This is a genomic window from Chitinophaga sp. G7 BAM 1005 (assembly GCF_057126945.1).
The window spans coordinates 1309641-1334071 of sequence record NZ_CP181478.1; the positions used below are offsets into that span (position 1 = coordinate 1309641).

The following is a 24431-nucleotide window of genomic DNA, read 5'->3' on the forward strand; positions in this document are numbered from 1 at the left end:
ATAGGAATAAAAATTAACAGGAATATTTAAATATGATCAGCAGCAAGCCGTTGGACATACCCTGCTCCCTGCAGGAAAGAAAAGTGCTGGAAAAGATAGCATTGGCCGCCCATGAACTGGGCGTTCCTGCCTATCTGATCGGGGGCTTTGTGCGGGATAAACTGTTGGGTAGGAAAACAAAAGATATGGACATCGTTTGCGTTGGCGATGGCATCGCACTCGCACACAAAGTCGCCGAATGCTTAGGCAACAACATTCCCGTTAACTTCTTCAAAACCTATGGCACCGCCCAGGTTAAACTGAATGACCTGGAAATTGAATTCGTGGGCGCCCGCAAAGAAAGCTACCGCGAAGAATCCCGCAACCCCGAAGTGTCCGCAGGAACCCTGCAGGACGACCAGAACCGCCGCGATTTTACCATCAACGCAATGGCTGTCAGCCTCAGGGACATGGATTATGGCTCCCTGCTCGATCCGTTCGATGGCCTCGCCGATCTTGATAAGAAAATCATCCGGACTCCCCTGGCGCCCGCTCAAACCTTCAGTGATGACCCCCTGCGCATGATGCGCGGTATCCGGTTTGCTTCCCAGCTGCAGTTTACCATCGAGGAAAGCACATTTACGGCCATTCAGGAAAATGCAGAACGGATCAGGATCATTTCCCAGGAAAGGATCTCCGATGAATTCAATAAAATAATGCTCTCAACAAAACCCTCTGTAGGACTGGACCTCTTATATAAATCCGGCCTGCTCAAAATTATTTTCCCCCAAATGATCGATATGGTGGGAGTGGAGATGTACGAGGGAAAAGGGCACAAAGATAATTTTTATCATACCTTGCAGGTAGTAGACAATATATCAGAAAATACAAAGGATCTTTGGCTTCGGTGGGCAGCGCTGTTACACGATATCGGGAAGCCCGCTACCAAGAAATTTGAACCCGGTCATGGCTGGACTTTTCACGGCCACGACGCGGTAGGTGGCAAAATGGTTCCCCGCATCTTTGGCAAAATGAAACTGCCATTGAACGAGAAAATGAGATTGGTAAAGAAATTGGTAGAACTACACCTGCGTCCCATCAGCCTTACCAAAGAAAACATAACAGACTCGGCTATCCGGAGATTACTCTTCGATGCCGGAGATGACATAGAAGGACTGATGATGCTGTGCGAAGCGGATATTACCTCAAAAAATAAAACCAAGGTTAAACGCTACCTCGAAAATTTTGAACTGGTCCGCAGACGCTTAAAAGAAGTGGAAGAGAGCGACCGGATCCGCAACTGGCAACCTCCCATAACCGGGGAAATGATCATGGAAACATTTGGGCTGAAACCAGGCAGGATCGTAGGTGATCTGAAAAGCGCCATCAGGGAAGCCATCCTGGATGGCGAAATTCCAAATACTTACGAGGCGGCATACGCTTTTTTATTGGAAAAAGCCGGCGCATTGAATCTAAGCCCGGTTAAATAAAATTGGTAATTTTACAATACCATAATAAAGTACACTAGCATTCAGGATCCACCGCTCATTGAGGAGTGTTTAATCATTAAATAACTTATAACCTTTTTTGTCATGCCGGTTTTGAAATTCAGAGTTTACTGGGAAGAAGATGAAAGTGTCTACAGAGACATTGCCATTAAGCCGAATCAGACGTTTTTATTATTTCACCAAGCAATTTTGCAGGCATTCGAATTTGATTCAAAACACAAAGCCACCTTTTTCCGCAGCAATGATAACTGGCAACGTGGCCGGGAAATCATCCTGGAAGCAGATAATCAACCCCGCAAAGCAGAACCCCTGCTGATGGCGGATACTATGATTGCTGCCGCAGTGAAAGATCCTAATCAGAAATTTATCTATCTCTATGATTTCGCCAAAAACTGGTCGTTCCTCGTAGAACTCATCGGCGTCTCCAAAGACGAAAACAGTAAAGTGGTTTACCCTGCCTGCGTACGCAAAGAAGGTCTTGCCCCCAGCCAATATGGCACCAAAGGCCTGGTAGGTGATAAACTCGTGGAAATGGAAGAAAAATATGACCTCAATAAAGAAGGTATGGATGCCGATGGCTTCGGCGAAGAAGGAGAAGAAAGCGACGCTATGGGCGGCGATAGTGCAGAAGAATTTGGCGGAGAAGAAGAAAATAACTTTTAAATAGAACTGTCAGTCATTTTAGGGATCTGTTTATTTTTTGCAGAGATCACCCGTTTCATCCACTTAGCTGAAATGGCCCGTCTCCCGGAAAAAATAAACAGATCCCTAAATATTTAGCGCAATACTTATGCAAAAAACCGTCATTATTATCGCAGGTCCCACCGCTTCAGGCAAAACAGCTTTGTCCGTTCAAATGGCGCAACTGTTTAAAACAGCAGTGATCTCTGCAGATTCCAGGCAATGCTACCGCGAAATCAGCATCGGCACAGCAAAGCCCTCTCCGGAAGAATTGTCGGCGGTTCCCCACTACTTCATTAATTCCCACAGCATCCGCGAAGATGTAAATGCAGGCGTTTACGAGAAACTGGCCCTCGGATACGCCCGCGAAATCTTCGAAAAAAACGACGTCGCCGTGATGTGCGGCGGCACCGGCCTTTATATAAGGGCCTTTGCGGAAGGCATCGACGATATGCCTGTTATTGAGCCGGGCATCCGCACGCGCCTCAATGAACAGTATGCGCAACACGGCCTCGCCTGGCTGCAACAACAACTGCAGCAACGCGACCCCGGCTTTTATGCTACCGCGGAAACCCAAAACCCCCAACGCCTCATCCGCGCGCTGGAAGTGCTCGACGCCACCGGTCAATCCATCACCACCTTCCGCAGCGCCACCCGCTCCCCCCGCAATTTCCGGGTGATTAAAGTGGGCATCACCCTGCCAAAGGAACAACTTCACCATAACATCCATCACCGTGTAGATGCAATGGTGCACGCCGGACTGGTGGAAGAAGTCCGCTCGGTACTGCCTTACCGCGAACACAATGCCCTCCGCACGGTGGGATACCAGGAAATATTCAGCTTCCTCGACGGGTACATCTCCCTCGATCAGGCTATCGACGATATTAAAACACATACCCGCCAATACGCAAAACGGCAACTCACCTGGTTCAGAAAAGATCCGGCATTCACCTGGTTTGATCCACGCGATACCGCAGATATCATGACCTATGTGCAGCAACAACTAAAATGAGAATGTCCCGCGCAGGATTTTACCACCAGCGGTAACAACGCACCGGTAACAAAAGCACTAAATCGGCTGGCATATTTGCCGGCCAGGATTACCTCCGGCTGTCCGGACAGCATTGGAAAATCCGGCGAAGAATTTGAAGGCGGAGTGAAGTGTCATAAATAAAAACGCCGGGGTGTAATCACACCCCGGCGTTTTTATTTATGATAAAATGATGTCATTTAGAATTTGAATCCTACTGTCAGCATAATATTGCTTCTGGTATAATCCAGTGTAGCCGCCGCAGGACTCAGCTGTGCGTCATACACGGTGTAAGGCTGGTACCTGTCTTTGCCCTGGGTATAGCTATAGGTAGCATCTGCATAAAGACCTCTATTACGGAAGCCGATACCACCGCTGTAAACTTTGCGGGAAGCATTTACGCCTGCATTGTATTTATCGTCGCTGTATGGATTGCCATAAGAAGCAAAACCCGCCCTTACCGCATATATCGCCATAAATTTAACCTCGGCGCCTACACGAATATTGGAGGTAGATTTATACACAGCGCTGATGTTATCGTTTAGGTTTTTTTCTCCGGCCCTGTCATCACTCATTCTGAATTTACCTGAAGGGGTGTTCACAAATTCATAGTCGGCGGTAATAAAGCCCTGTGTACTCTGTGGTTCCTGCAGGTTACCAAAGAAATAGGATGCGCCGGCAGCCGCGCGTAAAGGCGCAGTGTAGTTGTAATCATATTCCACAGGGTAGCCTTCTGTTTGATCAAATGAAGAAGAGCCTACTTCACCACGACCGTCTTCCACGTCTGAGTACAACTCAGAACTGTAACTGTCGTGAAGAGAATACCAGGTAGGTGTAGCGAAGGTACCACCCAGTCTGAAGTGGTCAGTAACCTTATACAGGATACCAATTTTACCACCAACACCTAAACCGGTACGTTTCAGATCCTTATAATAATCGAAGTATCCAAAGTTGTTACCTTTGTTGCTGCTGGCATCATCTTCCGACCACGCAAGCGATTCTTTATAATTAATACTTGGCAGGTTCAGGCTGGCGCCGATATACAGGCGATCGCCGTAGTTGCCGCCCACCGCAAAAGTATATTCATTCAAACCGCCTTCTGTTTTGAGGGTGCCTCTTTGCTGAATGCCTTCGGTAAGACCTCCGATCTGCCTGGAAGGAGAGGCCAGTGTCATGGGTTCTTTAGCGCCGCTGGTAGGCTGGTAGTCGGCCAATAAACCGGTACTGAATCCAAGATCGGTGCCCAGCGCCTGTGTAGGGGTGCTGCCATCAAAGATGTCGTCTACAAAACGGTCGGAATAAGATGATTGTGTATTGTGGCCGGCAATCGCAATTTCGTTGTTATAGTTAGCCAGGCGCTCCATACCCAGTGAAAAGGTAATGTTGTTCCAGGTGCTGCTGCCGCTGTTCTTGTTGGTAGCCATAATCAGCCCGATGGATGGCAACTGGAAATTGCTGCGGTTTCCTTTATTATCAAGCTGGCTGTTACCGAGGTAATTGGAGGTATTTTGAGAGATGCCTACGCCACCTGAAATATGAAATTCGCCGGTCTTGAAGATGGCAATACCTGCCGGGTTAATGTGAGCGGATGAATAGTCGCCTCCCAGGCCCACACCTGCACCACCCAGTGCCTGGGTTCTGGCTGTACCATGAGGCTGCAGGGGAGAATAAAGTAATGCATCGTTGGAACTCTGGCCCAGGGCTGTTACAGAAATAAACAAGCCACCTAAAAGAGGATAAAGTCTTTTAATCATAATCGGTATTCTTAAAATGAGATTTGCTTGCAGGTTATTTAACGGTTGCTAAGGTTTGCTGCGATAAGTATAACGTGCTGAACTGGCAAAACGTGTGCGAGATAAAAAATAAGCGTAGGTTTTTAGGCTACGCTTATCTTGTAAATAATTTTTATTATTAACGGCCTCCTCTGGATGGACGGCTGTAGCCACCACCGCCGCCACCGGAATTACCACCACCTACACGACCACCGCCGGAGCTGGGGGGAGTGTAACTTGGAGCCGGAGTAGGAGCAGGTCTGCTGTATTCTGTTCTTTGCGGACGGGAGTAACCGCCGCCATTGTTGCTGCCCCTGTTATTCTGATAAGAAGGTCTGGTTACAGGCCTTTCAGAACTGGACTGCTGGAATACACGGCGTGGTCTTTCACCACCGGAGGTACCGCCATTGGCAGGCTGGAAAGTACCGGTCCTGGAAGGACGGGTATAACCGCCGCCGCCTGTACCGCCACTGTTGGTATAGTCCGCCCTGCGAACTCTCTCGTTACCGCCTCTTACGGGACCATAGGAGTTGGAAGGACGTGTAGTATAATGTCCGTAGTAACCGCCACCACCGTAGTAGCCACCGTGGCCATAATAGCCGCCGTAGTATGGGTAGTAGTAAGAAGGCCAGTAGCTACCTACATATGGGTAACCCCATCCGCCATAAAAGCCGCTGCTCCACGGGCTGTAGTAACCACCCATTCCCCAGCCGAATCCAAGACCTAAACCGAAGGATGGACCATAAAAGCTGCTGTACGGGCTGTAGCCAAAACCAAAGCCACTACCGTATCCCATGCCAAAGCCACTGCTCATGTACATGTTGGAAGCTGCATTGTAACCATCCCAGTAATCACCGGAATAGTTGCTGCCACTGCCAAACCTGTTTAAGCGACGCTGGTAATCACCCTGGTCATCGTCCTGGTAGGTTACATAGGTGCCGCCATCGTCCTGTGTTCCTTCAACATAGTTAGCATCGTTTTCATCCTGGCGGCTGTTGCCGTTCGAACCATTGTTGGAGTTGGAGGCATAGGTACGCTGCTGCTGACGCGGAGAATAGTATACATCATCCGGAGTCTGAGCCGTTTTATAGGTACTGGAACACGCTCCCAGTGCGAGCGATGCGGCCAGTCCAATGTATAATATAGGCTTCATTTGAAATATGTTTTAAGCGTGATTCGTATAGTAAATTTACTTCTTTTTAACGGATAATACTGGAAGAAAGTTACAATAACACAGGCTACGTTATATTATTTTGTGATAAGTGTTTGCAACGTTATGTTTTTCATCTATGTTTGTGGAATTTTCTTCTTAATATAATTTGGACAAAAACTAAGCCAATCCGGCCTTTGGCACCCGGCGGACGGATTTAATTTTGTCTCGACAAATTTAACCAGAATTGGCTTAAGAATAACGGTATATAAATAAGGTATAATTTTTATGAGTAAAGAGATTACGGCCCGCTCGGAAGACTATTCAAAGTGGTATAACGACCTGGTACTGAAAGGCGGACTGGCAGATTATTCTGCAGTGAAAGGATGTATGGTAATTAAACCATACGGATTTGCTTTGTGGGAAGCCATGCGCGATGTATTGGACCGCAAATTCAAAGAAACCGGTCACCAGAACGCCTATTTCCCGCTGTTCATCCCTAAAAGCTTTTTAAGTAAAGAAGCTGCGCACGTGGAAGGATTCGCCAAAGAGTGCGCCGTAGTAACCCACTACCGCCTCAAAAATGATCCTGACGGCGGCGGCGTAATCGTAGATCCGGATGCCAAACTGGCGGAAGAACTGATCGTTCGCCCCACTTCTGAAACTATTATCTGGAATACTTATAAAGACTGGATACAGTCTTACCGCGACTTACCCCTCCTGATCAACCAGTGGGCAAACGTTGTGCGCTGGGAAATGCGTACCCGCCTGTTTCTCCGTACTACGGAATTCCTGTGGCAGGAAGGCCATACGGCCCACGCTACCGCACAGGAAGCCATCGACGAAACAGAACAGATGCTGAACATCTATGCTGACTTCGCGGAAAACTATATGGCTGTGCCTGTAGTACGCGGACTGAAATCACCCAGCGAAAGATTTGCCGGCGCCGTGGAAACCTATTGTGTGGAAGCCATGATGCAGGATGGTAAAGCCTTACAGGCCGGTACCTCCCACTTCCTCGGACAAAACTTTGCCAAAGCATTTGATGTACAGTTCTCTAATAAAGAAAATAAACTGGAACACGTGTGGGCTACTTCCTGGGGCGTGTCTACCCGCCTGATCGGCGCACTCATCATGGTACATAGCGATGATGAGGGACTTGTAATGCCGCCAAAAATTGCACCTATCCAGGTAGTAATTGTGCCTATCTACAAAGGACCCGATCAGAAAGCAGGACTGGATGAAAAAGTAAATGTTATTGTTAAGGAACTGAGAAGCGCCGGTATCAGCGTGAAATACGATGATTCCGATAATAACCGTCCGGGCTGGAAGTTTGCCGAATATGAAATGAAAGGCGTACCGGTTCGTATAGCCATTGGCGCGAGGGATCTCGAAAATAACGTGGCTGAAGTAACCCGCCGCGATACCAGGGAAAAAATGAGCCTGTCGCTCGATGGTTTACCAGCCCGCATCGCCGGACTGCTCGACGAAATACAACTCAACCTGTTCAATAAAGCAAAAGCTTACCGCGATAGTCATATTACCCGTGTAGATACTTTTGAGGAATTTGAAAAAGTGCTGGACGAAAAAGGCGGCTTCGTATCTGCTCACTGGGACGGTACCACCGAAACAGAAGAACAGATCAAAGAACGCACAAAAGCTACTATACGCTGCATCCCGCTTAATAACCCGCAGGAAGCTGGCACGTGTATCCTGACCGGTAAACCATCCAAAGAAAGGGTGCTTTTCGCAAGAGCGTACTAGGAAAGATGTTTCATATTAAGTATTACGGGGCCGGATTTTTGCGGAAGTTTCCCTAAAAATCCGTAACTCGTAATACTTACAGGTAATACTCCTGAAATAAACCATTAAAATCCGATGCCCTTGAACCGTTTTATAATGTTATGGGGGTTGGTCTTCCTTTGCACTGTTACAACAACCCTCGCGCAGGGGCTGATGATCCGTAACTATAATGTAAAAGACGGACTGGCCAACGCCACTGTTTATGCTGCTGTGCAGGATAAAGACGGTTTCATATGGTTTGCAACTCCCACTGGTGTCAGTAAATTTGATGGTAAAAGATTCCGCAATTACGCCAAAAAAGACGGTCTTACAGATAACGAGGTGGTGAAACTCGCCGCCGATTCCAAAGGAAGGGTATGGTTTTTTACCCTCAACGGAAAACCTTCCTTCTATGGGAAATCAGTGATCCATAGCGAAGACAATGATTCTTCCCTCATTTTTAACAGCCGTAGCCACTACATGCAGTATGCCTTCGAAGGCAAAGGCGGTTACATGTGGTTCCTCAATACCAACAACCGCATCGTTCAATACAACGGCAAAAAAACAATCTACGATAAACTGGGCGCCTCCGGCTCAGACCTGTATTTCCTGATGCGGAACGACAGTATCTTTCATCCGCTGCAAGCCTCCTTTCACCTCGAAAGTCTGCATGATCCGGGTAATCCCCAACAAAAGATTTATCCCGTATCCCCGTACCCGTTAGATGACTCCACACTGCACAACCGTATCAATGAAAGTGCCATTGTCATCATCCGGAACACGCTGTACTCCTATACCGCCAAAGATGCCGTATGCTTTTTTAACGGCGCGGAATGGGGGATTAAAGATGATATCAGCCACATATGCATTGATAACGATAACCTGTGGATAGGCACCCAGCGCGCCTTATACTACCTTAAAGGTTATTTTAACGGGGAGCGGAAAATTATCCGGCTGCTGGATAATCATTTTATTACCTCCCTGCTGAAAGACAGGGACGGCAACATCTGGATCACCACTTTCGGCGATGGCGTGTATAATATCCCCTACAAGAATTTTTACTTCAGCTATCTCGATAATACCAACGGACTCTATTCACATTCCATTTTCAGTATCAGCAAAGACAAGAAAAATGACCTGCTGCTGATAGGGCAGAATGCAGGCGTCCTCAATACAATGGATGCGGAAAACAACATCCGGCAATACACAGTGGATACCACTTCCGGCCGGAACAGCGTACTTTCCATTATCCCGTATACCACCGATAATGTGCTCATCGGCACGGATAACGGTTTGTATAAGTTCAACACCGTGTCCCGCAAAACAGCTCTCTTAAAAGCAGTAAAAATGCTGAAAGATGTAGATGTGTCGCCCGGCGGGAAAATCAGGATTGCTGCAAAAAACCAGGTAGTGGCGCTGGATGACTACGCCATCAGCGACCTCGATATGCTGGTTACCTCGTTAGCCAGCATCAATGACTCCGCTTATTATGTAGGTACCAACAATGGCCTGTTCTTTTGTACCGACCGCAAACGGCAACTGCTGCCTGCCGGTGCGGATACCCTGCGGAAGGTGGGCATCAAAGATCTGAAATGGATCGACGGCTCCCTGTGGATCGGCACCAGCGACAGGGGTATTTATGTAATGCAAAACGATAGCGTGGTAAAACACCTGTCAACCGCCGATGACCTCGCCAGCGATATCTGCCAGCAACTTTACTACGATGGCGTGGGCCGGCTGTATGTAGCCACAAACCGCGGGGTTTCTGTAATTGACGTAAAAACGCAAACGATTACACGTAGTATCACTTCCAGCGATGGCCTGATGTCTGACGACATCCGCGGTGTATACGCAGATAACGATGTGCTGTACATTGCTACCTCTAACGGCCTGTGTTACTTCAATGCAGATCATATCCCCCTGGATACTGTGCCACCGGTGATTTACCTGAATAACATCCGCTATGGCGACAGCACCTTCCTGGCCTCCAATAATTTTGTACACCTCTATAAACGCAAAGCTTCGTTTGAAGCAGAATTTGGTACCATCGTTTTTGATCTGCCGGAGCTGGTGGAATACCAGTATAATTTTTCGGGAGATACTACCAGCGGCTGGGTAACCACCATGTCTAACATCATTCCCTTCCCCGATCTGCAGCCTGGCAACTACACCCTCATGATAAGGGCAAAGAAATACAAGAGCGACTGGTCAAAACCGGTGAGCATAGATGTGAATATCCTGCCCAGATGGTACCAGCAATGGTGGGCGAGAGGCATTCTGCTGCTGGCCGGGCTGCTCGTGGTGCTGATAGGATTGCGGTATATCATCCGGCGGATTAAGCAGGCGGAGAAACGTAAAACGGAGTATAACCGGCGTATTGCAGAGCTGGAAGCCAAAGCGCTGACCAACCAGATGAACCCGCATTTTATTTTTAATTCGCTGAATTCCGTTCAGCACCTTATATTGGAGAAAGAAGAGAAGCAGGCGCTGAACTTCCTGGCAGACTTTGCTACGCTCATGAGGCAGATGCTCAATAACTCCAGGAAGTCGTATATATCACTGGAAGAAGAAATCGCTTTCCTGACCCGTTACCTGGAGTTGGAAAAGATCCGGTTTGCCCATTCCTTTACCTATCACTTTATCATGGAAGATGCTTTGAAGGAATATACCATCTACATCCCACCCATGATTATTCAGCCGATAGTGGAAAATGCGATTAAACACGGATTGGCGCCTAAAAATATCAGCGGTTACCTGGAAATCCGCCTGGAAATGGTGGATGACCTGTTATATTGTTCGGTAGATGACGACGGAATAGGCTGGGATAAGTCGAATAGCATTAAAAGTTCAAGGCTCATTAAACACGAGTCTACTGCACTTAGCGTGATTAAAGAGCGGTTGCAGATTATAAAATCTTTTAATGGAAGTGTTGGAAAGTTAGAAATTATTGATAAATTTAAATCTGGTTTCGGCAATAAGGAAGGTACCTTAGTTGAAATACTGATTCCCATTGTTAAGATGTTATGAGTAATATAAAAGCTGCCATTGTAGACGATGAAGTCCGCAACATTCATATTTTACGCAATATACTCGAGAACTACTGCAAAGATGTGACAGTTGTCGGTGAGGCGCAGAATATCAATGAGGCGGCAGAAATGATAAAAAATAACCCCATTGATGTTCTGTTTCTTGACATTGAGATGCCGCCACACAATGGATTTCAGCTATTGGAAATGTTTCCGGTGCTGAATTTTGAGGTTATTTTTATCACTGCTTTCCAGGAATATGCACTGCAGGCAATTAAGTTTGCTGCGCTGGACTACCTGTTGAAACCAATCAAGGTCAGTGAAGTGGAAGATGCACTTGAAAAAGTGAAGAAAAGCAAGAAGGGACGACTCAACGAGCTGGCATCCATACTGAAAGACTACGTTAAGAACAACGATAACGCCTTCTCAAAGATCGTTATACCGGTGAATGACGGGTATAATGTAATCGATCTGAAGGATATTATCTATTGTGAAGCCTTTGACAGCTACACGAAAATTCAGCTGATCAGTAACGTATCTCACCTGATCTCCAAATCATTGAAGGAATATGAGGAAATGCTGTCCGATAAAGGTTTTTACCGGGTACATAAATCTTTCCTCATCAATATTCATCACATCGTAAAAATCATCAAAGGACTGGGAACAGCCGTGGTGATGAGCGATCAGAAGAATATTCCTATCTCTTCCCGTAAAAAAGATGAGTTCTTTACCCAGCTGAAAGGGGTGATCAATCTCTGATATTATTAATTTACGCTAATTATTAAAGCCGGTGAGCCAACGCTCAACCGGCTTTTTTGGGCATTGTCTAAGCCAATCAACCACCTGCTTTTTCGGGCAATGCGTGTGTGACTTAATGAAAAAGTCCCGCTCCGGCCTGCCGGAAACGGGACTTTTATTTTTTAAGACCTAAAACCCGGTTACTTCAGGGGATCAGAGGTTTTCGGCGCCAGTGCCGGTAGCAATATTATAGTAATAGATATTTCCGCCTTTTTCAGGATAGAAACCTATCAGTTTGAGATTCTTTTGTTTTTCCACCACCTGGCTGAGTTCATCCACAGAGGTGATCTGCGTATTGCCGGCTTTCAGGATTACAAAGCCGGGAGCCATCGTGGTTTGTTTTTTCAGGATACCGTTGCCGATATCATTTACGATTACACCGCCATTCACACCCAAACGGGCGGCCTGGTCTTTATCAAGTTCGGAGAGGTCCGCACCCAAACGATCGAGCGCAGTTACCTTTACCAGGTCTGTATTGCCTTTCAGATTCTTCATCACTATATTGTCCACGGTCACTTCTTTACCGTCACGGAGGTAGCTTAAACTGATCTTATCGCCTGGTTTATAACGGGCCACCTGTTCGCTCAGCTGGGAGGTGGTAGGAATTTTTACGCCATTCACGGCAGTAATCACATCACCGGTACGGATGCCTGCGGCCGCAGCAGAGCTGTTGGGCAATACGTCTGTTACCTGTACGCCGTTTACGTCTCTTTTGATACCGGCATCCTTTAACTGCTCATCGCTCATATTGGCAATGAGGGAGGACGGCGCATATCTTACACCGAGGTAAGCCCTTTGTACGTTACCGTATTTCAGGATATCGTTCACCACTTTTTTGATGAGGTTTACCGGGATCGCGTAGGAGTAACCTGCATAAGAGCCTGTTGGGGAGGCAATCGCAGAGTTGATACCTACCAGTTCGCCGGCAGTGTTCACCAGTGCGCCACCACTGTTACCCTGGTTTACAGCGGCATCCGTTTGTATAAAGGATTCGATCGCGCTGTTCACTTTGCCACCGCTTCTGTTGATACCGATAGAGCGTGATTTGGCACTCACGATACCCGCAGTTACTGTGGCATCCAGGTTAAGCGGGTAACCTACGGCCAGTACCCATTGTCCTATTTCCACATTGTCGGAGTTGCCGTACAGCAGATAAGGAAGATCTTTGGCGTCAATTTTAATAACCGCCAGATCCGTACTGGGATCAGTTCCTATCATTTTTGCTTTGAATACTTTGTTTTCGTTGCTGAGGGAAACGCTGATTTCATCAGCGTCTGCAACTACGTGGTTGTTGGTTACAATGTAACCATCTGCTGAGATCAGTACGCCCGAACCGGAAGCCATCTGGCCTGGAACGTAGTACCTGCGGCCATCTCCGCCACCGTTGAATTCATCTCCAAAAAAATCATCTCCAAAAAGGTCCTGCAGGATACTGCGTCTTCTTTGCAGGTTATTACCATTGGTTACCTGCCTGGGGTTGATCTTTGTTTTGATATGTACTACACCCGGCACTGCTGCCTTAGCCGCGGTGGTGAAGTCGGAAGGTGGGGTGGCATTCGCATTCCCTTCCGTACCCGGCATGTAGCGCGCATAGTTTACGGGAATTTCAGTACCATTCTGGAAAACAACCGGCTGCTTTGGCTGGATATATTTGCCATACACAAATATGGAGGCAGCCGCCGTTACAGCACTGATAAGAACAGTTGTAACAATTTGCTTGAATTTCATATTATAGTGTGTTTGCGTGATAATTAATAATAACGCCGGGGTATGATCAATTTACATGCCCTGACTACAAATTTAATTCGCACCATGAATCAAACGCAACAGGGGTGATTTACTTTAACACATTTTTATATCAATCGTTAAACACGGCTTAATACCCCACTGACAGACATGGCAGCCTGCCTGTCAATATAACAAGTAATTGCGACAAATTGTTAGGAGGGGGAGCACCCTCCGCTACACCTCCAGCAGGAACTTCATCGTATCTACCCCGTCTGCATAGTCAGTAAGAGACGGTTGCTGCGCATACCCGAATGGCGTAAACTGTTGTCCCACCAGGCACTGCACGGCGTCTTCCCCGGAAAGCTCCTGTTGCAGCTGGGCCATATCTACATAATAACTATAGTGTAAAACACTGATGGGAGAAAACAGGCCGGTATTTTCCTGCAGCAGGATACTGCCGTTGGTCATATAGGGGCTGCTGTTCAGCAGCAGCAGGGCCAGGTTATAATCGTAGTTGTTTTTGTATTTGTGATGATCGGCGAGGTGGCTGTACTTCTCCAGTGCTTTCAGCAGGGGGGCAAAGTCGTAGTTCAGCGGTACATATATCTTGGTAACGTTTCTGCATCCGAGGCCGAAATACAGCATCACATCATCGGCCAGGGCAGCCAGTTCCTCCGGCGTTTCCTTACCGGTAAGGATGGCGGCGGAAGTACGGTTATGACGGATAATGTGCGGGTATTTGGCAAAATAGTAGTGGAAATACCGGGCAGAGTTGTTGCTGCCGGTGGCAATATAGGCATCGCAGTTTTTCAGCATGTCCTGTATTTCCGTTTGATTGGCCTGGTCCGGATACCATTCACCGATCTTTTCCAGGATATGTTTCATCAGGATTTCATCTTTCCCGGAAAGTTTCATTTTTACCCGGTGCCCGCTGATGAACCCGCAAAGCCAGTCGTGGAAGCCTACCAGGGGAATATTTCCGGCAGAAACGATCCCCACGTTTTTAGGTGTCCGTTCTTCCGTAACTTTGGGGTATCCCTGCAACCACTGCTGTAAAGAGGCGGGGGAGAGGAAATAGCGGGAGATATTATCCAGTGCATTGTCTATAAAAGAGGGAATAAACCAACCATTGGCGATATATGCGCGTTCTTTTACTGCTTCCAATTCCGGGCTCTTATCCGCCAGATACTGCCCCAGGCGCACCAATGCGGCTTCTTTTTCTGCTATGTTCATGAAACTATATAAATAATGACCTAATTAAACCGGGAAAATTTTATTTTTGTCACACAAAATTAATGGCTTACTACTTAACCAAAAAGTTTACACTATGGCAATTAAGATAACAGACGAATGTATAAACTGTGGCGCCTGCGAACCGGAATGCCCCAATAATGCGATATACGAGGGTGGTGTTGAATGGGCGTTAGCCGACGGTACCACCGTAAAAGGCTCCTATACGTTAATGGACGGTAGTGTACTGGATGCTGACCAGCGAAATGCGCCTATCAGTGTAGATACCTACTATATTGTGCCCAACAAATGTACAGAATGCCAGGGATTTCATGAAGAACCGCAATGTGCGGCGGTTTGCCCGGTAGATTGCTGCGTTCCTGACGAAATGTACCAGGAAACGGTAGATGAACTGATGGAAAAGAAGGGAAAACTACACGTTTAAAATATTCTCAAGGAAGCTTAATAACCGTTCCCGCTCTGGCCGGAACGGTTTTTTTATGTAATTTGAACAGCCATTGCCCGCAAGCGCTGTGGCTCTTGACAATTAACAAATAACCTTTAACTTTACCCGCTTATACTAAAATATCTTATGAAGAAGAATATAGCTTTGGTCGCCGGTGGATATTCCGGGGAATATGTGATATCCGTACAAAGTGCCGTAACTATTGAAAATAATCTGGATAGCAGTAAATATAACGTATACAAGATTATTATTACCAAAGAGAACTGGAGCCATACCGGCGCCGATGGTCGGGTGACTGAAGTAGATAAAAATGATTTTTCCTTAACCATCAACGGAAAGAAGATCATTTTTGATTCCGTATTTATTGGTATTCATGGTACGCCGGGAGAAGACGGCCGCCTGCAGGGATACTTCGAAATGCTCGGTATCCCGTTTACCAGCTGTGGTATGGTCACCTCCGCGCTCACATTCAACAAAAGCTATTGTAATAAGGTAGTAGATGCGCTGAAAGTGGTGAACGTGTCTAAATCCGTACACATTTTCCGCCATCAGCCCTATAGTACAGCGGAAATACTGCAGCAACTGCGTTTACCCGTGTTCGTAAAACCGGCAGAAGGCGGCAGCAGCATCGGCATGTCGAAGGTAAAAACGGCCGAAGAGCTGCAACCCGCTATCGATAAAGCCTTTAAGGAAGACTCCCAGATCCTGATCGAAGAGTTTATCAAAGGCCGGGAACTGACTATGGGATTGTACCGCGCAAACGGTGCTATTACCGTGCTGCCCATCACAGAAGTAGTGAGCAACAAGGAGTTCTTCGACTACGAAGCAAAATATACCACGGGCATATCCAACGAAATTACCCCTGCACCTGTAACGGACGATATTGCCCGCCAGGTACAGGAAACCGCTACTGTTATTTACAACAAACTGAATTGTAAAGGCATTGTGCGGGTAGACTTTATATATGAAGAAAGTACCGGGCAATTATATTTCCTGGAGATAAATACAATGCCCGGGCAGTCTGAAAACAGCCTGGTTCCCCAGCAGGTAAGGGCTGCAGGCAAAACACTGACGGAATTTTATGGCCTGCTTTTGGAAGAAAGCCTGAAGTAAGGATTATCACACTTAATATAATTATCGTGTTCGACTTTATTACCAAACGCTCTTTTTTATTTAATCTGCTGGCGGTTATTGTAATGTTTTTTGCCCTGGCCCTGTTGTTTTTCTCCATGCTGGGTTTCATCACCAAACATGGACAGCAGCAAACCGTACCGGATGTTCATGGAAAAAATATAAAGGAAGCTATTGAGTTGCTGGAGAAAGCCGGCTTTGAGGCCGATGTAAGAGATTCTATTTATATCGATTCTATTCCTCCCCTGGCGGTATATGCACAAACACCCGACAAGGGAGCACAGGTAAAGGTGGGCAGAACTATTTACCTGACTGTAAATAAAACAGTGGCGCCTATGGTGAAAATGCCGGACCTCGAAGGACTTACCTTCCGCAGCGCCGAAATGATGCTGAAAAGCATGCGTCTTAACGTAGGAGATACCATTTATAAACCTGACTTTGCCACCAACACCGTACTACAGCAACTGCTGAATGGCAGGAAGGTGAAACCCGGTACCGAAGTGGCGGAAGGCAGCAATATCACCCTGATCCTCAGCAGCGGAACCGGCAGCGTGGAAAACCCGGTGCCTAACTTTGTAGGACTCACCTATGCAGAAGCCCGTGAAATGCTCAGCGCCAGCAATCTCAATCCAGGTACCGTGATCATTGATCCCGGCGTATCCGATACAATAAACGCCTATGTGATCAAACAGGTGCCTACCCGTAAAAATGAGATCGGCGACTTTAACATGGTAAGGGCCGGTGAAAGCGTTGACTTCTGGTTATCAGCCACCAAACCGGTAACCGACAGCACCGCTGCCCCCAAACCAGTTGAAGAGGATAATTGAAAATGATGTAATTTGATTTTAAATACTTAATAACATGCAAAACATTACGGCAGAAGAACTGAAACAACGCATAGATAACGGTGAAGAACTTTATATATTAGATGTAAGAGAACCACATGAACGCGCAGAGTTCAACATTGGCGGTACGCATATTCCTTTAGGTTTTGTACAGCAGATGCAGGTGGACGAAATTGAAGACTGGAAAGACAAGGAAATCATCGTGTATTGCCGCAGCGGTAACCGCAGCGGGCAGGCATGTATGTTGCTCGACTCTATGGGCTTTACCAACACCAAAAACCTGGTAGGCGGTATGCTGAAATGGACAGAGCTGTATAAATAAGATTGAGTGCCTTCTGCGCTTGTTTTGCCCGGTTTGCGCCGGGATGAATAAGCGCAGAAGTATTCCCTTCATCCCGCTTTCTGCTCTACAATAGCAGTAGCTTCTATCTCCACCAGGTAACGGGGATCAATCAGTTTACTTACTTCCACCATAGAAGTAGCTGGTTTGATGCTTTTAAAGAACTCCCCATGCGCCCTTCCGTATTCTTCCCACCTGGAGATATCTGTTACAAACATACGGGTGCGTACTACATCATGTAGTGTAGCGCCGGCGTTGATCAGCGCTGACTCTATTTTTGCCAGGGCAAATTTCGTTTGCTCATAAGCGTTACCTTCTGCTACCACCTTGTCGTTATCGGATGCTACGGTGCCGGATACTTCAATTACATTGCCTACCCTTACTGCACGGGAGTAACCTACTTTTCCTTCCCAGAGTGCGCCGGAGGAATAATTGGTGCGTTTCATAGCTGTTTTTTAGAAAGATGAGGAGATACACAAATCTACAACATCTTCTTTAGTGTGTGGCAGCGGTGTTATTCCCGGGGGTATCTGCCGGGGGCTGTGTAGTTCTGAACTTCACCACTTTCCCCAGCAAATCAAACCAGAAGGGCGCTCCCAGCGATATGGCCAGCGCGGTAATGCACCAGCCGGCGAAAACCAGCCAGCCGTTTTGCTGGAAGGGATGCGTATAGCCGCAACGTATGGCCGTATGCCCGCCGGTAGTGTCGGTAACACAGGCCCGGCTGATGCCCAGCACGTTCGCCGCATCGGCGGCATCGCTGCGTAACAGGGCATATACGCCTAGCAGGGAGGTATCGCTCACCAATATACGAACGGAAGTATCCGCCCGGAAAAAGGCACTGTCTTTATGCAGTACGTTTTTACGTATAAGCGTATCGGTGATAGCGGTATAACCCGGCGCCCTGCTGGCTGCCAGTTGCACCATCTGTGATCTTACGTTTTTGTCTTTCATCAGGATCCGCGCGATAGCAATGGAATCCACATTAAACAACGCCGCAATGGCAATACCCATACATAACAGCCAGGTTTGCGTTTGCTTCCGGTACCAGCCGCTGGCGCGGGTCATGGTTTCGTTGAACCAGCCTTCCATATTGATCCGGAAGGCCGCTATATTATGCCCGGCATCTTCAAACAATTGCAACAGGTGCTCTCTTGTACCCGGTACCAGGTGCAGGTAGTTATGCGTCAGCGCAGCTTTGATGGCCTGGGCGTCGGCGCCTTTATGCTCCTGCACACTGCCGCGTAACAGGTGTACCATTGTTTGGGAAAAGATCTGCGGACTGATATAAGCCGGGCGGGAAGTAGCGCTGTTTTCCCCCAGGTTCCGGATGGAAGGCGCACTGTAAAACTTTTTAAGGAAAGGATTTTTCCGGAAAGGCTCAAAGAAATACACCACGCTCCACCCCAGTTCATAAAACCAGTTAAAGAAAGTAAACTTCCCAAACCAGCCCAGGTCTTTACTATGATCATCTTCCTCCAGCATCCGGCGCAACCCCTTCGTTAACAGCCGCGCCCTGGAATTAAAGACCCTGGCAACCAGTTCCTGCACCACGGAGGCCAGCAAACTGTATAGCAGGTAAATGAAAATAAGGCCAAGCGCCACATCTATGGCCAGGTTACTAAACATAAGGATAGGTATTAAGTTGACATATTTACATAAAAGTAAATATTTATACCAAAGATAAAAACGCACTACGCAATGTATTTGCAAACTCTCCGTTATGTTTTTTAACAAATTGCTGTGTCAGGTGCAGCACCGAAACAATATATCTTTGCCAATATTTTAGCGTATATGAAATTGAAACATTTAGCCTTGTGCCTGGGAATGGCAGCCACCTTCAGCGCTTCCGCCCAGATCAAATACAGGGATACCGAGAAGAAGCCGACTTTAGTTCCTTACGACAGCAGCATTGCCTTTCAGCATCTTACACCGGATATCGCCCAGCTAACACTGGTAGGACAGGAGATTACTTTTCTGAAACTGAACCCCCGGCGTTCGGTGAGAAATAAAGAAGACACCCTGCTGGATAATCTTAAAATGAAAGCCGTAGTGGAAGTGCCGTATAAAAGTGTACTCAAAGGCGGACATTTTTATACGCCCTATAAGGCGATAGAAAATAAAACATTCATGATCGTTGACTACGACAGGAGAAACCTGGAAGGTACGTCCACGCTTATTTTTACGCTGCGTGATGAAGACCGGAAACTCCTGCTTTACCAGGTGCCTGAAGACAATCTTTCTAGCACACCGGTTATTATTAACGGTAATTACGAATGGTTGAAGCGGCGGTATGTAGGAAGAAAATTACATCTCCGGAAGGAAAATAAAAAAACGGAAAATGTGCTGGACAACAACAAGGAAATCACGTTGACTAACGAAGACGTTTATTCCTGTACAGATATTGCCGTAATTTTTGCCGGTAAACAGAAATATGGTCAGCCTTTCCTGATCGTTAAAAACAGTGAGAACCAGGAACTGGCTATCGGGGTGGGGAAAAAGAGCGAGTACGCCACCGGGCCGCTGATTGAAGAATTTGAGTTTTAGTGTTAACAGGAAAGTGGTTACTGTAGCCGCTTTCCTGTTATTTATTTTGGATCGCCGAGTTCAAAGAAGCAACAGCTGCCACCTACCCAGGTATCTTTGCTGTTAAATCCTACGCCTATCATTTTGCCTTTGCTGATCCGGGCCAGGTTGTGCACCAGCATTGGCCGCGCCGCGCCATCCTGCCAGATATAGATCATGCGTATTTCGCAGATGGCCGGGCCGGTAGGCGTTTCCACGGCAGGCGCATACTTCACTTTGTGCTGTAAGATCCAGTTCTCAGGGTCTTTGATCCGGTCAATATCTTCGGGTGTAACATCTATCAATACCCCCTGTCCGGCGAAGGAGAAAAGTGGTTTCAATACATAATTTTCAAGGTCGGCAGGTACCACCGGTAACTCATGCAGGAACCAGCTTTTGGGCACATATTCACTGTGAATAAACGGCATGATGTATTTACTGATGCGGTAAAACCAGTTGGGATGCGTGATCCACTCCACGTCCAGTTCCTGGAAAAGATTTACGTGTACATTGAGATTTTCGGCCTGGCGTTGCAGGTCGTCGAAAATGATCCGGTTATAAATACGGCGTACACGGGTTTTTACACCGGCTTTCAGGTAAAATAATTGTTTGCCTTCCTGGATCAGGGAGGTTAAGCAAATGGTGGGGATCTCCAGGTTTTTTTCGGTGCTGTAAAAATCAATCCGCGTCTTCTGTTCTTCCGGCTTTACTTCCAGCAGTATTACTTCTTCCGGTGCGTAGGGGCCAATGATCATTTCACGCAACAGCTGGTAATAGGCTGCTTCATCCAGTCCGTTGAAAAAATTACTGAGCGTATCCGGTATATTGAAATGCATTTTAAAACGACGGGCCATTACTTCCTGGAAAGCCATCATGGTAGGGAATCCCTGCAATTCAATGAGTTGCGGTACCAATGAATCATCTGCTGCTTTGCAAACCGCAAAATCGATCACAATAAAATGCGGATGCTCATTTTCATGCGGCACTTTCAGTGCAGGCGGAATAGCATCGCGGGTAATGGTTTTAAAGTCGGGGCGAAGCAATACATCCACTATTTCCTCGCATGCCTGCACCAGTTTATTGCTGAGGGCTGCCGGTACAAACACGGGTGTTTCGGCCACCCTGAAAGCAGGCGCCACGCCGGTGTCAGCCGCAATACCTGCTAAAAAAGCCTGGTATTGTGCCGGTGTAAATTGTTGATTATATGCTTTTCTGACAGCAGGGATCATAAATTTTTAATTAGAAGAACGAGTGCTCGTTATCATGATGCGCCGCTACCTGCACCAGCCGTTCAATGGCCGCCAGCCTGTCCGACAGCCGGCCATAAATAGCATAGTCGAGGAATGCGGTAATAAACCGGTCGTGTGTGAGCATAATCCTGCCGGGATCAGTGAGCTGGCGGATCATGCTGTTATATTTTTCCAGGCCGTGATGCTTTACTACCTGTTTTTTCTTTTCTTCCTGGAGGAGGTACATGTGCATACCGGCCGCATCGGCTTCCGGGTGAAACTGTGTACCAATAAAGTGTTCATTAAAGCGGATGGCCATTGTGGCGCGTTCCAGCGGAACATGCGGCCGTTCTTTTTCCAGCGCAATAACGTATCCGCCCATTGCCTGGAGATTTTCGTAATCCAGTTCAATCACCTGCCAGTCGCGGCTATCCACAATATAAAAAGGATCGGGGAGTGCGCTGAATACCTTTTCCTGCATGCCTGCAGCGGTTTTATGCACAGGGAACACGCCAAATGCGGGCGACTTACGCCTGCATACATTTCCCAGTTTATAATAGCGGCACATGAGCTGGTAGGAGTGGCAGATAAAAAAGACGGGCTTTTTCTTTTCGTTGGTACGGTTCCATTCCAGGAGGCCCTCTATCAGGGAAAAGTAAGCGGTTTCCCAGTCGCTGCCTTCACTGGCCACCGGGCTGCCGGGGCCGCCTGTGGAAATATATATGTCATAGGAAGTATCGGGTACCTGTATTTGCTGCCTTACTTCAAACTCATCAAATTGCAGGTCCAGGGCATGCATGCCGGCGTATTTCGCCAATATTTCACGGATACAGCGCATCCCTTCGTTGGGAACACCCTCATACATATCCAGCACAGCCACCTTCCAGCTATTTTTAATTGGATGCATGCCACAAAATTACGCGAAATTTATTTTACGGGGATGTACTAACAGCCCAGCAGGAATTGTTCCTGGATAAAATCCGTTACCGCTACAAGGTCATTGGTATCGGCATATACCTGCAATTGTTTATCCGCACCGGTGCCGGTTTCCAGCAACCGGGTAGTAGCGGCAATAACATCGCGGCTGCCGAGGTCATCTACCACGTCGTCAATAAAGTCGAGCAGTTCGGAGATAAGTGCCCGCGTATTTACTTCCATCTCCTTACCAAAATCAATCAGGTAGCCATCAATCCCATAGCGGGAGGCTCTCCATTTATTTTCATTGATCAGGGCGCGGTTATAAATAATGAAATTGAGATTCTGCATCCGCAGCTTATAGATTTTTGCACATACTGCCTGGAAAAGGCCGGCAATCATGATGGTGTCGTCAAGGGTGAGCGGCACATCGCAAACGCGGAATTCAACGGTATTAAAGAAGGGATGTACCCTTAAATCCCACCATACTTTTTTGGCGTTATCGATACAATTGGTTTTAACCAGCAGCTTGATATAGTTGTCATATTCTTCTATGCTGGCAAAATAATCGGGAATACCGGTCCGGGGAAATTTATCAAAAACCTTTGTACGGAATGATTTGAAGCCGGTGTTACGTCCTTCCCAGAAGGGGGAGTTGGTGCTCAGTGCAAAAATATGCGGGAGGAAATACCGGACGGAATTAGCGATGTGAATGGCCATCTCCCTGTTTTCCATGCCTACGTGCACGTGCAAACCAAAGATCAGGTTGGAGCGGGCGGCGTCCTGCATTTCATTCACTATTTCAAAATAGCGGGGATGGTCAGTAATGAGTTGTTTTTCCCATTTGCTGAAGGGGTGGGTACCGGAGGCGCCTATACTAAATCCCAGGTCGCCGGCTATTTGTGCAATGGTGCGGCGCAGGTAGGCTACATCTTTCCGCGCCTCATGTATATCCGCACAGATCTGTGTTCCCACTTCCACTACGGCCTGGTGAAACTCCGCTTTTACCTGGTCGTTGATCACCTTATGCGCCTGTTCTACTATTTTTTGTTCATGTGATCTCAGTTCCCGGGTAACGGGGTCCATTACCATATACTCTTCCTCTATCCCCAGCGTGAACGCCTTAAACATGTTATTAGCTTTTAGCTTTAATGCTACCTACAAATGTAGGGCAGTAAAACGGTTTCACTTTTCTTTTTGTTGTTTTTTGGCGGGGCTTTTTTTAGCGGCCGTCTTTTTCTCCTTTTCGGGAGCGGTTTTCTTTGCTTTTGGCGGGGCTGTTTTCTTTTTTTCAACGGCTGCTGCCGCTTTTGCTTTTGCCCGGCCGGGGCGTACAAATTTTCCCCAGGTGAGATTGTCTTTTCCCGGCTTTTGTGCGATAGCCCTTTCTATGGCGTACCGGGCGCTGGTTTCCACTACCCATTCAAAATGTTCGGCGCCAATAGAGTGAATATCGGCATCCGGTGCAGGGTTGCAGAAATCAATGGCATAGGGCACGTCGCTGCGCACGGCTATTTCCACGGTATTGAAATCGTATCCCAGGTGCTGATGCAGGGTAAGCACCTGTTCTGTGATCCGGGCGGCGAGTTCGGCGCCGGGTTCATAATCTGCCTGGTAACGCTGATGCGGCGCGAGTTTGGGATTATATGGCATAATCCGCACGTCTTTACCGCCTATACAAAAACAGCGGTAATACTGACTGAAGTCGATTTCTTCCTGTAACATCATCACCAGCTGACCGGTTTCACTGTGTTTATGGAAGAAATCGTCCTTATCCTCTACGCGGTATACATGTTTCCATCCGCCACCGGCGTAGGGTTTCATGTATGCGGGGAAACTAACATATTCAAAAATGCTGTTCCAGTCGAACGGATAGATCAGGTTGCGGAATGATTTATCGGTGGTATCGTCCGGCAGTTTATGGGAAGGCAGCAGTACGGTGCGTGGCACATTTACACCGATCTTTTCTGCCAGGGCGTTATTAAAAAACTTGTCATCGGCGCTCCACCAGAAAGGATTATTGATTACCGCAGCGCCGGCTGCTGCGGCATTTTTCAGGTAAGACCGGTAGAAGGGTACATCCTGCGAAATACGGTCTACGATAACGGCATAGCCCGGATCAACGCCCTGCATTACTTTGTCGATGGTTACAAATTCCGCAAAAATGCCGGGAGGGTTAATGCGGTTTACGCGGTCTACAAATGCCTGTGGAAAAGTGTTTTCCTGCCCGAATAAAATCCCGATTTTTTTCATGGT

21 protein-coding genes are annotated in these 24431 nt (G+C 47.3%); 11 read left to right on the plus strand and 10 right to left on the minus strand.

Annotated features, from left to right (window positions below; genetic code table 11):
- Window positions 1-32: 32 nt before the first annotated feature.
- The 3 genes from ACMXI2_RS05265 (at window position 33) to miaA (ending at window position 3180) form a co-directional block, all read left to right on the plus strand.
- Complete coding sequence (locus ACMXI2_RS05265; protein WP_483780653.1) at window positions 33-1469, plus strand: CCA tRNA nucleotidyltransferase; 1437 nt, start codon at window positions 33-35, stop codon at window positions 1467-1469.
- Between the two features lie 102 nt (window positions 1470-1571).
- A complete protein-coding gene (locus tag ACMXI2_RS05270; protein WP_483780654.1) occupies window positions 1572-2150 on the plus strand; it encodes an IS1096 element passenger TnpR family protein in 579 nt (192 codons plus the stop codon).
- A 127-nt stretch (window positions 2151-2277) separates the two neighbouring features.
- On the plus strand, window positions 2278-3180 hold the full coding sequence (gene miaA, locus ACMXI2_RS05275) for a tRNA (adenosine(37)-N6)-dimethylallyltransferase MiaA (protein WP_483780655.1): 903 nt from the start codon (window positions 2278-2280) through the stop codon (window positions 3178-3180).
- 218 nt (window positions 3181-3398) lie between these two features.
- Here miaA and ACMXI2_RS05280 read toward each other — a convergent pair whose 3' ends face one another.
- Window positions 3399-4952, minus strand: a complete 1554-nt coding sequence (locus ACMXI2_RS05280; protein WP_483780656.1) for an OmpP1/FadL family transporter — start codon at window positions 4950-4952, stop codon at window positions 3399-3401.
- A gap of 157 nt (window positions 4953-5109) precedes the next feature.
- The gene (locus ACMXI2_RS05285; protein WP_483780657.1) at window positions 5110-6123 is read right to left on the minus strand and encodes a hypothetical protein; all 1014 of its coding nucleotides are present in this window, start codon (window positions 6121-6123) and stop codon (window positions 5110-5112) included.
- A 285-nt stretch (window positions 6124-6408) separates the two neighbouring features.
- Between ACMXI2_RS05285 and proS the strand changes: the two genes are divergently transcribed.
- The 3 genes from proS to ACMXI2_RS05300 all read left to right on the plus strand — a co-directional run bounded on the left by proS (window position 6409) and on the right by ACMXI2_RS05300 (window position 11687).
- On the plus strand, window positions 6409-7884 hold the full coding sequence (gene proS, locus ACMXI2_RS05290) for a proline--tRNA ligase (protein WP_483780658.1): 1476 nt from the start codon (window positions 6409-6411) through the stop codon (window positions 7882-7884).
- A gap of 120 nt (window positions 7885-8004) precedes the next feature.
- Complete coding sequence (locus ACMXI2_RS05295) at window positions 8005-10929, plus strand: sensor histidine kinase (protein WP_483780659.1); 2925 nt, start codon at window positions 8005-8007, stop codon at window positions 10927-10929.
- Complete coding sequence (locus tag ACMXI2_RS05300; protein WP_441574461.1) at window positions 10926-11687, plus strand: LytR/AlgR family response regulator transcription factor; 762 nt, start codon at window positions 10926-10928, stop codon at window positions 11685-11687. Before ACMXI2_RS05295 ends, ACMXI2_RS05300 begins: the two co-directional genes overlap by 4 nt.
- Window positions 11688-11879: 192 nt before the next feature.
- Here ACMXI2_RS05300 and ACMXI2_RS05305 read toward each other — a convergent pair whose 3' ends face one another.
- Both ACMXI2_RS05305 and ACMXI2_RS05310 read right to left on the minus strand, forming a co-directional pair.
- Window positions 11880-13454: a trypsin-like peptidase domain-containing protein gene (locus ACMXI2_RS05305; protein ID WP_483780660.1), complete on the minus strand. Its 1575-nt coding sequence runs from the start codon at window positions 13452-13454 to the stop codon at window positions 11880-11882.
- A 234-nt stretch (window positions 13455-13688) separates the two neighbouring features.
- Window positions 13689-14687 (minus strand): acyl-CoA reductase, encoded by a 999-nt coding sequence (locus ACMXI2_RS05310; protein WP_483780661.1) that lies wholly within the window; start codon window positions 14685-14687, stop codon window positions 13689-13691.
- A 94-nt stretch (window positions 14688-14781) separates the two neighbouring features.
- Between ACMXI2_RS05310 and ACMXI2_RS05315 the strand changes: the two genes are divergently transcribed.
- From ACMXI2_RS05315 to ACMXI2_RS05330, 4 genes are all read left to right on the plus strand, one after another.
- Window positions 14782-15129: a 4Fe-4S dicluster domain-containing protein gene (locus ACMXI2_RS05315; RefSeq protein WP_483780662.1), complete on the plus strand. Its 348-nt coding sequence runs from the start codon at window positions 14782-14784 to the stop codon at window positions 15127-15129.
- 147 nt (window positions 15130-15276) lie between these two features.
- Window positions 15277-16263, plus strand: coding sequence for a D-alanine--D-alanine ligase (locus ACMXI2_RS05320; protein WP_483780663.1), 987 nt, complete (start codon window positions 15277-15279; stop codon window positions 16261-16263).
- 26 nt (window positions 16264-16289) lie between these two features.
- Complete coding sequence (locus ACMXI2_RS05325; protein WP_483780664.1) at window positions 16290-17108, plus strand: PASTA domain-containing protein; 819 nt, start codon at window positions 16290-16292, stop codon at window positions 17106-17108.
- Window positions 17109-17142: 34 nt separating this feature from the next.
- Window positions 17143-17448: a rhodanese-like domain-containing protein gene (locus ACMXI2_RS05330; RefSeq protein ID WP_079468586.1), complete on the plus strand. Its 306-nt coding sequence runs from the start codon at window positions 17143-17145 to the stop codon at window positions 17446-17448.
- A 68-nt stretch (window positions 17449-17516) separates the two neighbouring features.
- Here the strand turns inward: ACMXI2_RS05330 and ACMXI2_RS05335 are convergent, their stop codons facing one another.
- Complete coding sequence (locus ACMXI2_RS05335) at window positions 17517-17912, minus strand: RidA family protein (protein ID WP_079468585.1); 396 nt, start codon at window positions 17910-17912, stop codon at window positions 17517-17519.
- Between the two features lie 49 nt (window positions 17913-17961).
- The gene (locus tag ACMXI2_RS05340) at window positions 17962-19095 is read right to left on the minus strand and encodes a hypothetical protein (RefSeq protein ID WP_483780665.1); all 1134 of its coding nucleotides are present in this window, start codon (window positions 19093-19095) and stop codon (window positions 17962-17964) included.
- Window positions 19096-19260: 165 nt separating this feature from the next.
- Between ACMXI2_RS05340 and ACMXI2_RS05345 the strand changes: the two genes are divergently transcribed.
- On the plus strand, window positions 19261-20013 hold the full coding sequence (locus tag ACMXI2_RS05345; protein ID WP_483780666.1) for a hypothetical protein: 753 nt from the start codon (window positions 19261-19263) through the stop codon (window positions 20011-20013).
- Between the two features lie 41 nt (window positions 20014-20054).
- On the opposite strand, the gene ACMXI2_RS05350 is transcribed toward ACMXI2_RS05345, so the two are convergent.
- The 4 genes from ACMXI2_RS05350 to ACMXI2_RS05365 are packed head-to-tail and all read right to left on the minus strand — an operon-like array spanning window position 20055 to window position 24428.
- Window positions 20055-21260 carry a hypothetical protein gene (locus ACMXI2_RS05350; protein WP_483780667.1) on the minus strand — a complete coding sequence of 402 codons (1206 nt, stop codon included), beginning with the start codon at window positions 21258-21260 and terminating at the stop codon, window positions 20055-20057.
- Between the two features lie 10 nt (window positions 21261-21270).
- The gene (locus tag ACMXI2_RS05355; protein WP_483780668.1) at window positions 21271-22167 is read right to left on the minus strand and encodes a type 1 glutamine amidotransferase; all 897 of its coding nucleotides are present in this window, start codon (window positions 22165-22167) and stop codon (window positions 21271-21273) included.
- 38 nt (window positions 22168-22205) lie between these two features.
- The gene (locus ACMXI2_RS05360) at window positions 22206-23306 is read right to left on the minus strand and encodes a carboxylate-amine ligase (RefSeq protein WP_483780669.1); all 1101 of its coding nucleotides are present in this window, start codon (window positions 23304-23306) and stop codon (window positions 22206-22208) included.
- Window positions 23307-23360: 54 nt separating this feature from the next.
- On the minus strand, window positions 23361-24428 hold the full coding sequence (locus ACMXI2_RS05365) for an ATP-grasp domain-containing protein (protein ID WP_483780670.1): 1068 nt from the start codon (window positions 24426-24428) through the stop codon (window positions 23361-23363).
- Between the last annotated feature and the right edge of the window lie 3 nt (window positions 24429-24431).

Excerpts from the sequence above, each read along its gene's own strand:
- proS (WP_483780658.1), top strand. The coding sequence starts at position 6,409 with ATGAGTAAAGAGATTACGGCCCGCTCGGAAGACTATTCAAAGTGGTAT.
- ACMXI2_RS05360 (WP_483780669.1), bottom strand. The coding sequence starts at position 23,306 with ATGTTTAAGGCGTTCACGCTGGGGATAGAGGAAGAGTATATGGTAATG.
- ACMXI2_RS05330 (WP_079468586.1), top strand. The coding sequence starts at position 17,143 with ATGCAAAACATTACGGCAGAAGAACTGAAACAACGCATAGATAACGGT.
- ACMXI2_RS05315 (WP_483780662.1), top strand. The coding sequence starts at position 14,782 with ATGGCAATTAAGATAACAGACGAATGTATAAACTGTGGCGCCTGCGAA.
- ACMXI2_RS05345 (WP_483780666.1), top strand. The coding sequence starts at position 19,261 with ATGAAATTGAAACATTTAGCCTTGTGCCTGGGAATGGCAGCCACCTTC.
- ACMXI2_RS05285 (WP_483780657.1), bottom strand. The coding sequence starts at position 6,123 with ATGAAGCCTATATTATACATTGGACTGGCCGCATCGCTCGCACTGGGA.
- ACMXI2_RS05270 (WP_483780654.1), top strand. The coding sequence starts at position 1,572 with ATGCCGGTTTTGAAATTCAGAGTTTACTGGGAAGAAGATGAAAGTGTC.
- ACMXI2_RS05365 (WP_483780670.1), bottom strand. The coding sequence starts at position 24,428 with ATGAAAAAAATCGGGATTTTATTCGGGCAGGAAAACACTTTTCCACAG.
- ACMXI2_RS05335 (WP_079468585.1), bottom strand. The coding sequence starts at position 17,912 with ATGAAACGCACCAATTATTCCTCCGGCGCACTCTGGGAAGGAAAAGTA.
- ACMXI2_RS05355 (WP_483780668.1), bottom strand. The coding sequence starts at position 22,167 with ATGCATCCAATTAAAAATAGCTGGAAGGTGGCTGTGCTGGATATGTAT.
- ACMXI2_RS05320 (WP_483780663.1), top strand. The coding sequence starts at position 15,277 with ATGAAGAAGAATATAGCTTTGGTCGCCGGTGGATATTCCGGGGAATAT.
- ACMXI2_RS05350 (WP_483780667.1), bottom strand. The coding sequence starts at position 21,260 with ATGATCCCTGCTGTCAGAAAAGCATATAATCAACAATTTACACCGGCA.
- miaA (WP_483780655.1), top strand. The coding sequence starts at position 2,278 with ATGCAAAAAACCGTCATTATTATCGCAGGTCCCACCGCTTCAGGCAAA.
- ACMXI2_RS05300 (WP_441574461.1), top strand. The coding sequence starts at position 10,926 with ATGAGTAATATAAAAGCTGCCATTGTAGACGATGAAGTCCGCAACATT.
- ACMXI2_RS05340 (WP_483780665.1), bottom strand. The coding sequence starts at position 19,095 with ATGTTTAGTAACCTGGCCATAGATGTGGCGCTTGGCCTTATTTTCATT.
- ACMXI2_RS05280 (WP_483780656.1), bottom strand. The coding sequence starts at position 4,952 with ATGATTAAAAGACTTTATCCTCTTTTAGGTGGCTTGTTTATTTCTGTA.
- ACMXI2_RS05265 (WP_483780653.1), top strand. The coding sequence starts at position 33 with ATGATCAGCAGCAAGCCGTTGGACATACCCTGCTCCCTGCAGGAAAGA.
- ACMXI2_RS05310 (WP_483780661.1), bottom strand. The coding sequence starts at position 14,687 with ATGAACATAGCAGAAAAAGAAGCCGCATTGGTGCGCCTGGGGCAGTAT.
- ACMXI2_RS05305 (WP_483780660.1), bottom strand. The coding sequence starts at position 13,454 with ATGAAATTCAAGCAAATTGTTACAACTGTTCTTATCAGTGCTGTAACG.